Raw genomic sequence first — 11763 nt, 5'->3', positions numbered from 1 at the left:
CCAGCCTACGTCAGCGGATTGTCTTTCAAGTATTGTTCCCACTTCCATGCCGACCGCATCATATCGGCTATGCCCAGCCCGGCCTTCCAGCCCAGTTCGGCCGCCGATTTGGAAACGTCGCCCCACACCTGCTCCACATCGCCCCCACGGCGCGGCCCGATCCGGTAGTTGAGCTTCACGCCCGTCGATTCCTCAAACGCACGGATCACCTCCAGCACCGAGTTGCCCGTGCCCGTGCCGATGTTGAACACGTCGTAGTTGCCGTTCGGGTTGCCCCGTTCCAGCAGCTTGATCGCAGCCACGTGCGCCTTCGCCAAATCCACCACGTGGATGTAGTCACGGATGGCCGACCCATCGGGCGTGGCATAGTCGTCGCCGAATACCGTAATGGGACCGCGCTTGCCGATGGCACTCTGTGTAATGAACGGTACCAGGTTCTGTGGCACGCCCAGGGGTAGCTCGCCGATCAGCGCCGTGGCATGGGCGCCCACCGGATTGAAATACCGGAGCGATACCACCTGGTAATTGCCCGCTGCGGCAGCCGTTTCCGACAGAATTTCCTCAGCGATCTGCTTCGTGTTGCCATAAGGCGATTCGGCCTTCTTCACCGGGGCGGTCTCCGTAACCGGTAGCTCGTCGGGCTGACCATACACCGTGCAACTCGATGAGAACACGAAGTTCACCGGCCTGTCACGGTAGGCATCCAGCAGGTTAATCAGCGAGAAAAAGTTATTGTGGTAGTATTTCAGCGGCTGCTGAACCGATTCGCCTACGGCCTTATACGCTGCAAAGTGGATGATGCCGGCGATGTCTGGTTGCCCGGCCACAAACGCGCGTACCGCCTCCCCCTCGCAGAGGTCAAAATTGTGAAACTCGGGCTTGATGCCCGTGATCTTCTCGATCTGGTCCAGCACCCCCGCATTGGAGTTCGATAGGTTGTCCACCACCACCGGCGTATAGCCCGCGTTCTGGAGTTCCACCACTGTATGCGAACCGATGTAACCCGTACCGCCCGTTACCAATATCCTGCTCATCTATTTCTTGTTGTAGTATGTAAAATCCTTGTGCTTTATCTCCTGGTCGGGCAACGACCGGAAATAGTCGTAGGTGATCCGCAGCCCTTCGGCACGGCCCACCTTGGGCTCCCAGCCCAGCAGCTCACGCGCCTTGGTGATGTCCGGCCGCCGCTGCTTGGGGTCGTCCACGGGCAGGTCGCGGTACACCAGTTTCTGCGCCGTACCGGTGAGCTTGATGATCTCCTCGCCGAATTGCTTGATGGTGATCTCATCGGGATTGCCGATGTTGACCGGGTGGGGGTGGTCGCTGTGCAACAGGCGGTAGATGCCTTCCACCTGGTCGTCAACATAGCAGAACGAACGCGTCTGCGAGCCGTCGCCGAACACGGTGAGGTCTTCACCACGCAGGGCCTGGCCGATGAAGGCCGGCAGCACCCGCCCGTCGTTGAGGCGCATCCGCGGGCCATAGGTATTGAAGATGCGCACGATGCGCGTCTCCAGGCCGTGGAACGTGTGGTAGGCCATCGTGATGGCCTCCTGGAAGCGCTTGGCCTCGTCGTACACCCCGCGGGGGCCCACCGGGTTCACGTTGCCCCAGTACCCTTCGGGCTGCGGGCTCACCGTCGGGTCGCCATACACCTCCGAAGTGGAGGCAACCAGGATCCGGGCACCCTTGGCCCGGGCAAGCCCAAGCAGGTGGTGCGTACCCAGCGAGCCCACCTTCAGCGTCTGGATCGGGATCTTCAGGTAGTCGATCGGGCTGGCAGGTGAGGCGAAATGCAGGATGTAATCCAGCTTGCCCGGCACGTGCACGAAGGTGGAAACGTCGTGGTTGTAAAATTCGAAATGCTCCAGTTTGAACAGGTGCTCGATGTTGCGGAGGTCGCCCGTGATCAGGTTGTCCATGCCAATAACATGGTAATCCTCCTTGATGAAGCGGTCGCATAGGTGCGACCCCAAAAACCCCGCTGCACCAGTAATAAGTATGCGTTTTCTTGACATAATGTTCTTAGCGTAACCGACCAAGTGTCCGGTTTTTATATATCCGAGGCGAATATAAGGATTATAACAAAGATGTTATGCATCCCGGGGGGGTACGAACAAAAATCAAGACCAGTTCGTTGTGTTTTGTCGCGTTTCAACGACAAGGGGCGGGCCTAGCCATCCTCCTCAACAAACAATTCCGCAGCGATATGGTCGGCAAATAACTTCCCCTTCCGGGTTAGCGTGGCCACGGCCCCGATGAGCGCGATGTCGCCGCTTGATTTGAAGCGTTGCAGTGCTATATGGAGTGCCTGGCGGTAGCTGTCGCCAAACCGGCTTTCCACTACGTCCAAGTCAAGGCCCCATATCGTGCGCAACGCAGTCATGATGTATTCATTGAGCTTGTCGGCGGTGCTTAAGGCCTCCTTTTCGCAGGGCAGGCTGTCCGCTTGTATCGCCTTTATATACCGGGCGTTGTTAGGTACATTCCATTGGCGCGAGTGCCCATTAAACGAATGCGCCGATGGACCAATACCGATGTACGGCACCCCTTTCCAGTAGTTGCTGTTGTGGCGGGCTTCGTTCCCCGGCCGGGCAAAGTTGGATATTTCGTAGTGGGTAAAACCCGCCGCTGCCAAAGCATCCATCAGCTCGCCAAACTGGCGGGCGGCCTGCTCTTCGTCCATCGGCCATTGCTTGCCCTTGCGGATGGATGCCGCAAGGGCCGTACGTGGTTCCACGGTCATGCCATACGCCGAAATATGGGGAACCCCCATTTCTACCAAGCGGGTGATATTGGACTGCCACTTCGCATCCGTCAGTAGCGGATAACCATAAATCAAGTCGGCAGTTATCCTATTAAAGCCTGCATCCTGCACCCGCTTGATGGCCCCATGGGCTTCCACGGCGTTATGCGCTCGGTTCATCCAACGCAGGTCTTCTTCAAAAAACGACTGGATGCCGATACTGAAGCGGTTGACCGGCGTGGCCCTTAGCGCATGCACATACGCATTGCTCAAATCGTCCGGGTTGGCTTCGATGGTAACCTCGGCATGGGGATGGATATCAAAATGGCTTGCCACTGCACTAACCAACTGATTGATTTCCCCGGTGGCGAGCAACGAAGGGGTCCCCCCACCAAAATAAATGGTTTCGATAATCGCCTCCTCACCAGCAAGGTAGCGTGATTGCAATGCAACCTCCCTGCATAAGGCAGCTACCATGTCATCACGTTGCCTCAGTGAGGTACTGAAGTGAAAATCGCAATAATGGCATGCCTGCTTGCAAAACGGCACATGGAAATAAACGCCAGCCATGCCGCAAAGGTAACGTTGTTTCGCAACTATTCCATGCTCACCGCAATAGCTAGTACTTTCCGGCGTCTATCCAGCGCTGGAAATCCCGCCAGTCGTAGTAGTGGAACGTCATGCCGTTGCTCATGGCTACAAATAATCCCCTAGGGAAGTTACCGCCCAGGTTTATTGCCGTAACGTCTGCCCCGTCACATTCCACAGTTGAAACCGGTATCTCGGCAATCCGCTTATGTTGATGCGGCAAACCTTCCGTTCCTTCACGCGGATATACGACAAACGTATTGGCCTGCTGGTTTGAAACTAAAATATAGCCTGTACTGTCCGAACTTTTATAGATCGCTATTCCTTCATGGTCATCCTTCACTTCCCCCTGGGCAAACAAGGCCAACTCTTCCTCGTTCCCCGCATCGGGGTCAGCCCAATATTTCCTTACACCGACACCTTCATCCGAACAATAGACATAGCCAAGTTCGTTGTCTACAGCGATGGCTTCGATTTCCTTCTCGCCGCTATATTTCCCGAAACGGCGGACGACCGCAGCGGTTACCGTCCCGGTTGATCCGTCCAGCCGATATTGCCAGAGGTATCCGTCCTGCGTTCCCGACTTTCTTCCCACAATGGCAAAAATGGCCGAATCTGCTTTCCGCGTATATAATGCGATTCCCATGGGTGCCTTTTCATCTTCCCCCTCAAACACGGGGATGCCTCCGTTGTCTACGGCCGCCAAATCCGGCAAGCGGAATATCCGGATTTGGTTATTTTCTCGTTCGGTCAGCACCGCCACATCGATCAACGTATCGCCATATTGAAGTCCATAGGCAATATCAACATTGTTCGGCCGCTTCAGCCCCGTTACTTTGTTGACAATGTTTCCATCCAGATCATAAGCGAACAAGCCGCCGTCGCTATCCTTATCCGTACCTACAATGAGACTTTTGGATGAATCCACCGGATTGATCCAAATAGCCGGGTCATCCGTATCGTGAGGTGTCGGTTGGGTTACTACAATGGGTTTCAGCGCATCTTCCCGAACGGGGGCCAGCCCCTCGTTGCAGCTCACGGCGATTAATGCCGCGCCCATCAGTCCGATTGTCCTTTTCATAACAGATTCGTTTTGTTAGTTAAAGATAAATTGCTTGGTGTTAAATCACATATCCAATTTCACACCCAGATTAAACCTGGGCTGGTAGTATTCCATCTGCATGGTACGTGCAGCAATTCCCTGGTAATAGCGCAGGGGCTGGTTCGTAAGGTTATTCGCTTCTCCAAACAAACGCAGATTTTTGGTAATGCGGTACGATGCATTCGCATCCAGAAACGTTTGCCGGTCATAATAACGATCCTCAAAAGCATTGCCTCCGAGTTCATCCAAATACGCGGCTGCATAATTGAGCGATAGCCGTGCACTGAAGCGTTGGTTTTCCCAAGAAAGTGATGCGTTGAGCATATGGGGGGCTGTACCGGGCAGACTCAGCCCTGTACGCTCCTCTCCGTCCTCGTTGGTGATGCCTTTTGCACTCGATTCGGTAAACGTATAGTTGGCATACACACCGAACCCTTTAAGGAATTTGCCCGGCAAAAAATCCAATTGCCGTTGGAAGGCTACTTCGAAGCCATACACCTGTACATTGTCGCCATTCTGTGCCTGTACAAATGTCCAGTTTGCTCCCGTGGGAATGGGGTTGCTCAGGTCATCGAAATCTCGGCCGAATTTTTCTGTTGTATATTGCTCGTCCCGCTTGTTGTAGATGAAGTCGTTGATGCTTTTGTAGAAAGCCCCACCAGATACCAAACCAACCGAACGGAAGTAGTACTCACCCATCAAATCGAAATTCCAGGCATAGGACGCAGCAAGATCGGGATTACCCGCAAACAGCTCGTCATCGCTGGGGCGGGAATCGACGTAAGGCGCCAAGGCGTAGTAGTTTGGCCGGGCAATGCCGGTGGTAAACGCTGCATGGAGTACCGCGTTAGCCGATGGGCTATACTTGAAACTTACGTTTGGCAGCACGTTCACATAGTTGTTCTCCACCTTGCGTTGACCTTCCAGGTCTTCTTCGTCTTCAATGATGTTGCCCGTATAGGTAATCGCCGTCCGTTCAACGCGAGCACCGAGAATCATCGATAGCTTATCACTTAAATCCTGATCCCAGCGTAGATACCCCGCCACAATGTTTTCCTTTGCATGGTAATTCGCCGCTAGGTATTCAGTAGGGTCTGCTTCCGGCTCAAACTGCGTGGCGTCCCCCAGGGGTAGCCCGCCCAGGAAGTCCGCAGACGGTAGTATGCCAATGCCATATTTATTATCCGGATTCCATTGCATCCCGCGCAGATCGTTGAGGGGGATCTGGTCGAGGTCAAAATTAATGTTCCCAATCGGGCTGTATTCGTAGAACATATTGTTCCGGTCTTTGGATTTCAGGCGCACCCTGCCCCCAAAGCGCAAGCGCCCTTTCTGACCGGACACTGCGCTCATCGGCACTCGGAAATTCAGCTTTGCACCAAACTCCTCCTCTACCGTCTTCTCGTTTTGCTCGGTTACTTTATCAAAGTCATAATCAGCCAGCGCCGGATGATTTACATAAGTAAGTAAAGGTCGTCTCGTTGGGCTAAAATTGCTATGGAAGGCGATACCGGGTTCCGCTTCCGGTTCATCTTCATCAAATGGGATTTCATATTCAATATACCGCTCGTTGGGTCGATATTCGCTCGCCCGGGCGAAGTTGGCAGACCAATCCATATCCAGCGATGGTCCAAAAAGATGGTTACCTCCCAGGCTATAATTTTGCACGCGCTGCTCTTCCAACCGCCGCTGCTTTACCCGATTATTATCAATGCCCCCTTTGGTTTCCAATGACATTGCCCCTTGATAGCCAACGATGTTGTCGTTTGCGTCATAAGTGGGGATCAGATCTTTTGCAGTCCATCGAAACCGGTTTTCCCAGTCATCACGCCAATTGTACATGGCATTGATATACAACGAATGGCTGGGATTCAATTGAAAATCGAATGCCGCGGCCGCGCTCCGTCGGGTGCGGCGCACATCGTATTTGCGGATGTCTTGTTCCTCGATATACACATTCCCAAAATCATCTTCCGCCCACACAGCTTCTACGTTGTCGGAGCCATAGTCATTGTCGTTGTACGAACCGCTAAGCACTATGCCAATACTATTATTGGCAAATCGATTGCCATATACAAATGCACCGGTATAGGCCGCTTTCTCGCGAATGGGATTATAACCACCGCCGAGCGTGGCCGATATCCTTTGGCCATTAGGGGCCGCTCTTGTCACCAAATTCACCGATCCTCCTATTGCGTCGGCATCCATATCCGGTGTCAGTGTTTTGTTCACAACGATGGTCTGGATCATATCCGCAGGAATCAGGTCCATCTGTACGTTTCGGTTATCGCCTTCTGCAGAAGGGATGCGGTCGCCATTCAGCGTCACGGAATTTAACGACGGCGCCAAACCACGCACGATGATATTGCGTGCTTCGCCCTGATCATTTTGCATGGTAATTCCGGGCACCCGTTTCAACGCGTCACCGATATTGGCATCAGGAAAACGCCCCACCTGATCGGCACTGATTACGTTCGTAATATTGGGATTGTTTTTTTGCTGGTTCAGCGCGGCAGCCTGCCCCCGCAAACGATCGCCCATCACCACCACTTCGCCAAGTTCGGTACCACCTGCCTCCAACGCAAAGCCCAACTCCGCATTCGCTCCCGATTGTACCGTTACCGTGGCCGTTTGCGTGCGATACCCGAGATAATGCACAGATACTTCATACGTACCGGCCGGTATACCCAGAAATTCATAGTCGCCCGTCTGGGTTGAAACCGTATAGCGATTGTTTGTGGTAATTTTAAGCGTAGCACCGGGCAACGATAGCCGTGTCGCATTGTCTATGACCTTCCCGGAAATCACGCCACTTTGCTGTGCAGACCCAGGCAAGAAAAATGATATAACAAGAAAAAGTGCAAACAGGTATCGCATAGTTATTTTTTTTGCAATACTATTTCACTTACATTAATCAACTGTTACCCATAAATCAATTAATGAACCGATTGATTTTTTGCTCGGGGCGTCGGGGCAGCTATCGTTTGATTGATACGGAAACGACCGACAAGGAAATGATTCGTATATTGCCCGGATACTGTGAGCAGGGAATGGGGCTCATTAAACAACCCCATGTCCAATATGACATAGGGCGAACATTATACGTATAATAAATAATCAGCGAATGTTGTTCCACATCGATACCATAGATCTGCAAACGCATTCCCCCTCGGCAGACAGCCCATGCTATCAAATCATCTTGCTGCCTGCTCCGGCAGAGTTCGTTGTTGATTTCACGGGCTATAAGAATACAACCACGGCACTGTTATTCCTTAGCCCCTACCAGCACCTGTCGTGGAAAACGGCGTCCATACCATCTGCCACGCGGGTACTGTTCCATGGCGACTTTTACTGCATCGAGTTCCACAAAAAAGAAGTAGCCTGCAACGGACTGCTGTTCAACAACATTTACCTGCAACCCGTTGTACCCGTCGAGCAAGACGTCTATCGGGAAATTGAACAAATCGTCGGCAAAATGCGTACAGAAGGGACCGCAGACGCTGCGTTCTCCGAATCGGTCATCAAAGCCTACCTGCAACTTATTCTGGCACTGGCTAGCAAGGCAAAAAAACAACTGATCGATGCGGGGTCGTTGATCCATACGGCGCCCGGCGCAGAAGGTGCGCTATTTCAACAGCTGCTCGAAAAACATTTCATCATGGAACGCTCTGCCCATTTGTATGCGGAGCGGCTAAACCTCAGCTTGAGTGCCTTCAGCAAGAAAATAAAACACCAGCTTGGCAAACCGCCCACCGCCCTCATCCAGGAACGCGTCATCCTGGAATCAAAAAAACAACTGCATCTCACTTATTTATCCATCAAGGAAATTGCCGCGAGGCTTGGTTTTGACGACGAACATTACTTCAGCCGGTATTTCAAGAAGCAGGTCGGCATTTCGCCATCCAGCTTCCGCGAGCAGGTCGGTATTTCCATCGTGGCGCAAAAAAATCCATGATGAAGGTGCATTTGTCTATGTGAGACAACACCGAGACCACCTATTTTTGCCTGCTTAAACATGGAGTAGCATGAACTATCTCATCGATTTATTGATACGCGGACAACGGAATTTCATTCATTTTTCACGGATTGCCATTTTTATCGTCATGGCGTGGATCGGCGGACTGAAAGTTTTCCAATATGAAGCGGATGGCATCGTCCCGTTCGTTGCAAACAGCCCCTTCATGAGTTTCTTCTACAGTCAAGAAGCTCCCGAATATCAGCAGTATAAAAACCCCGAGGGAAAGACGGTGGTTAAAAACATCGAGTGGCATCAAGCAAATAACACGTATGTATTCTCTTATGGCTTAGGTACTGTTATCATCGTCATCGGCCTATTGACGCTGGCCGGTATCTGGTCGGCAAAACCAGGTATGATCGGCGGGTTGCTGACGGTCATCATGTCGGTGGTTACACTTTCGTTCCTTATTACCACACCGGAAGTATATGTCCCCAATCTAGGTGGTGACTTCCCCACGCCGCACCATGGGTTTCCCTATCTTTCCGGCGCTGGGCGGCTGGTACTAAAAGACGTAATTATGATGGCTGCCGGACTGATTGTCGCCGCCGAAGCGGCCCAACGACTGCGTGCCTAACCGCGTTTTACCTCTCAAAACCGGTTGACCGGGCTCATAAGATCCCAATCTGACACCGAGCTTTGGTTAAGTTCATTGAGGGGATAAATGCCGGAAAATATGCTCCGCCAACCCGAAAGACAAGGGTCAATTTTATTGGTATATCCAATTAAATCAGCAATTCATGGAGTCGGGGGCAGCGCAGTTCCGCCACTATTCCTTTCTTACCGGCCTCTTCTCTCCATGCGAGGCTTCCCCATGGAACCAAGCCGCCGCCTGGCCTGCCAGCCAGAGGTAGTGGTCGGTCGGCAAATCATCTTCAATACCGATAAACCGAAGTCCTTCGTCACCATTCAGTGGTGTATCCTTTTCGTTCGCGCTTTTGAAGATCGCTGTACCTTCGTCTATCTCGTCAAACATGGCGAGGTATAGCGACTGTGCTCCGGCTTGCTTCGCTGCCGCCACCTGCTGCCAAAAGAAATCGCCCTTCAGGCGCGGAATCTGATGGTATATCTTCGGATTGTGGTTCATATTGCCCCAACTAAAACCAGGGAAGACCAGCGGAACATAGTCTACACCGTTGGCAGCACACCAAGCCATGTCTCCGGCAACCACCGATGGATCAAATGTTTTGCTATTGTAGCGGCCAACTGCCCATGGCATCACGATATCCGCCTTCTTGATCAGCGTATGCAGCGTTTCAGACGACTCGGTATCCCTGCCCAATGTGCTCCAATAATAAGGTACGCCTAGCATGACAGAGATCTGGTGTTCCGATTTCAAGCGCTTGACCACCTTGTCTACGCCAGCAATCGTATACCGTCTTTTGTCATTAAATCCCACCCCCCAAATGGTCATCAGGGGTTTCCCCCGGTGCCAGAGATAAGTCGGGTTAACCGAGGGGTCTGTCAACTGGAACGTTTCCACAAGTTCCTTCCAGTCCGCTTCAAGCAGGGCGATGTCTTCGCCGCTACAGCCGCTTAAGTCATACATCACACTGATGGCCCGGCCGTATTTCTTTGCCGCTTTCAGTGCATTCTGGAGCACTTTATTGAAATGACGTTTCCCGGAAGGGTTTTTGATTTCGGCTACAAAGCGCTGCATGTGAACCCCATCGATGCCGTATTCCTTCATCCACTTGAAATGGAGGTCCACGCTTTCTTCATCGTACGGACTGTATAGGTACGCGCCGCGGCCATCTGCGAATTTAAATGGTGATTTATATGTTTTGGTGTACTCACGGGTGTCCGGCCACATATCCACGTTGGTATTCCCCGGCTCAAAAACACCACCCCTACCCCTATAATGGTACCACCCACGGTTGGAACCGTCCCCCTCGGCGGCAAACCATCCTTGATAACCGGCCATTACCAAGCCCCTATAGGAGGGATAAACCGGTTTTGCTTGTTTTCCATTACCGGCAAACAGCTGTTGCCCGCCAAACAGTATAGTTAATACAATAGTAAAGTACGTTGTTTTGCTCATGATTGTTGATTTAATCCAATTTCCAAATTTCTTTAATCGTATTTTCCTGGTTCTTTCCCAGCGGATTATCCGGCCCCGAAGTATTCGCGCGGTACCTGTTGGTGTCGGCCCCGGTGATGACGCGGCTACCGGGCATCTGCAAAAACCCATCGCGATCCGTTTGCCGCAGCCATTGGTGGGCATAGCGGAGGAATGCATTGCGGTATTCTTCCGGCTGTTTGTGAAACCAGGAGACTTCATCGTATCCCCACGCGTAGTGGTCGGCCAGGTTGGCCTCGTCGCGGTGTCTGCTGATGCCGAAATTGTCAAACTCCACCAAATAGGGGCTATGCTCACAGCTCCATCCGCTGGGGGTCACCCCGCCAACGGTCTTTTTGTAAATCCCATCGAGATAACCCACTTGTAGTTCCACTTGCTGCGGCTTATCGGTAATCTCCCGAAGGCGGAGTGGAAAGGAAACGAAATCAAACAATAGCTGTCCGTTTACCACCATCCCGCCATTGGGCAAATGCGAGTCACAAATCACCGTATGGCGGCGCGCAACGGTCTTAGCTGCATTCCGCACATGCTCCAGCAGGGTGTGCCAGGCCTCTGAAGTTCCCGACACCCGCATGGCCATCAGTTGGGCCTGTCCAAAATGGATGGCCTCAATGCCGATTTCCATGTACCGGCGCGCCAGGTAGTAGAAAAACAGCTGGGTTTCCTGGCGCGTGATGTCGGGCACGCTGCTCCCCTTACGCCAGTGGTCCACCAGTCGCCCATCTTGGTTGAGCATGTCGGCGTACCGGAAATTCCGTTGCTCCACGGGGAGCCCGAAGGTCTCGAATACCCAAGCCGGCACCGGAATATCCGCCACCTTTTCCGTTATAATCTCAAAAATACACGCTTGGAATACCATGGTGCTATCAAAAGCATGCAACGAGCGCATGGCTTCTTCGGCACTGTCCCAAAACGAGGGCGTGAGGTAAAATTGCTCATTACCCCATGAATAGAGTGCCCGTCCGATGAATTTAGTGCCCATATGCTTGAGCATCCGAACGTCGTCGGCCTTATATGGATAAGGGCCATCGGTGTAGCACCCCTCACTGTTCAAAAACTCGGCTTGCGTAATGCTCCGGCTCAGGTAATTTTCCAACACCTGCCGGGATATGACGCCATCGGCGAAGTAGTAGGGTGAATCGATGTTGGTATTTGCCCGCTGCGCGTATCCCGGCATCGATAGCCATAGCAGGCAAGCGATTACTGATATCCGTGTTAAATGGTCCATGCTC

General features: G+C 52.5%; 9 protein-coding genes. 2 read left to right on the top strand and 7 right to left on the bottom strand.

Annotation, left to right across the window (positions count from 1 at the left end; translation table 11 throughout):
* Positions 1-5 precede the first annotated feature (5 nt).
* The 5 genes from galE to ACEVG1_RS03830 all read right to left on the bottom strand — a co-directional run bounded on the left by galE (position 6) and on the right by ACEVG1_RS03830 (position 7313).
* Positions 6-1034, bottom strand: a complete 1029-nt coding sequence (galE, locus tag ACEVG1_RS03850) for a UDP-glucose 4-epimerase GalE (protein WP_374742243.1) — start codon at positions 1032-1034, stop codon at positions 6-8.
* Positions 1035-2018: a UDP-glucuronic acid decarboxylase family protein gene (locus ACEVG1_RS03845; protein ID WP_374742242.1), complete on the bottom strand. Its 984-nt coding sequence runs from the start codon at positions 2016-2018 to the stop codon at positions 1035-1037.
* Positions 2019-2173: 155 nt separating this feature from the next.
* Positions 2174-3316 (bottom strand): radical SAM family heme chaperone HemW, encoded by a 1143-nt coding sequence (gene hemW, locus ACEVG1_RS03840; RefSeq protein WP_374742241.1) that lies wholly within the window; start codon positions 3314-3316, stop codon positions 2174-2176.
* Between the two features lie 49 nt (positions 3317-3365).
* Positions 3366-4415 carry a phytase gene (locus tag ACEVG1_RS03835; RefSeq protein WP_374742240.1) on the bottom strand — a complete coding sequence of 350 codons (1050 nt, stop codon included), beginning with the start codon at positions 4413-4415 and terminating at the stop codon, positions 3366-3368.
* Positions 4416-4460: 45 nt separating this feature from the next.
* Entirely contained in the window at positions 4461-7313 is a 2853-nt protein-coding gene (locus ACEVG1_RS03830; RefSeq protein WP_374742239.1) for a TonB-dependent receptor, read from the bottom strand.
* Between the two features lie 247 nt (positions 7314-7560).
* Here ACEVG1_RS03830 and ACEVG1_RS03825 point away from each other — a divergent pair, with 247 nt between their 5' ends.
* Positions 7561-8391 carry a helix-turn-helix domain-containing protein gene (locus tag ACEVG1_RS03825; protein WP_374742238.1) on the top strand — a complete coding sequence of 277 codons (831 nt, stop codon included), beginning with the start codon at positions 7561-7563 and terminating at the stop codon, positions 8389-8391.
* Between the two features lie 70 nt (positions 8392-8461).
* Positions 8462-9028, top strand: coding sequence for a DUF417 family protein (locus ACEVG1_RS03820; RefSeq protein WP_374742237.1), 567 nt, complete (start codon positions 8462-8464; stop codon positions 9026-9028).
* Positions 9029-9220: 192 nt separating this feature from the next.
* Here the strand turns inward: ACEVG1_RS03820 and ACEVG1_RS03815 are convergent, their stop codons facing one another.
* Together ACEVG1_RS03815 and ACEVG1_RS03810 are read right to left on the bottom strand one after the other, a co-directional pair.
* Positions 9221-10492, bottom strand: a complete 1272-nt coding sequence (locus tag ACEVG1_RS03815) for a glycoside hydrolase family 71/99-like protein (RefSeq protein WP_374742236.1) — start codon at positions 10490-10492, stop codon at positions 9221-9223.
* Positions 10493-10502: 10 nt separating this feature from the next.
* Positions 10503-11759 carry a hypothetical protein gene (locus ACEVG1_RS03810; protein WP_374742235.1) on the bottom strand — a complete coding sequence of 419 codons (1257 nt, stop codon included), beginning with the start codon at positions 11757-11759 and terminating at the stop codon, positions 10503-10505.
* Between the last annotated feature and the right edge of the window lie 4 nt (positions 11760-11763).

The sequence above is a fragment of the Parapedobacter sp. 2B3 genome, assembly GCF_041925275.1.
In the GTDB taxonomy this organism is placed as follows: domain Bacteria; phylum Bacteroidota; class Bacteroidia; order Sphingobacteriales; family Sphingobacteriaceae; genus Parapedobacter; species Parapedobacter pyrenivorans_A.
Note: the sequence above shows the minus strand (reverse complement) of the source record. Positions and strands in the feature narration are given on the sequence as shown.

Excerpts from the sequence above, each read along its gene's own strand:
- ACEVG1_RS03830 (WP_374742239.1), bottom strand. The coding sequence starts at position 7,313 with ATGCGATACCTGTTTGCACTTTTTCTTGTTATATCATTTTTCTTGCCT.
- ACEVG1_RS03825 (WP_374742238.1), top strand. The coding sequence starts at position 7,561 with ATGTTGTTCCACATCGATACCATAGATCTGCAAACGCATTCCCCCTCG.
- galE (WP_374742243.1), bottom strand. The coding sequence starts at position 1,034 with ATGAGCAGGATATTGGTAACGGGCGGTACGGGTTACATCGGTTCGCAT.
- ACEVG1_RS03845 (WP_374742242.1), bottom strand. The coding sequence starts at position 2,018 with ATGTCAAGAAAACGCATACTTATTACTGGTGCAGCGGGGTTTTTGGGG.
- ACEVG1_RS03815 (WP_374742236.1), bottom strand. The coding sequence starts at position 10,492 with ATGAGCAAAACAACGTACTTTACTATTGTATTAACTATACTGTTTGGC.
- ACEVG1_RS03835 (WP_374742240.1), bottom strand. The coding sequence starts at position 4,415 with ATGAAAAGGACAATCGGACTGATGGGCGCGGCATTAATCGCCGTGAGC.
- hemW (WP_374742241.1), bottom strand. The coding sequence starts at position 3,316 with ATGGCTGGCGTTTATTTCCATGTGCCGTTTTGCAAGCAGGCATGCCAT.
- ACEVG1_RS03810 (WP_374742235.1), bottom strand. The coding sequence starts at position 11,759 with ATGGACCATTTAACACGGATATCAGTAATCGCTTGCCTGCTATGGCTA.
- ACEVG1_RS03820 (WP_374742237.1), top strand. The coding sequence starts at position 8,462 with ATGAACTATCTCATCGATTTATTGATACGCGGACAACGGAATTTCATT.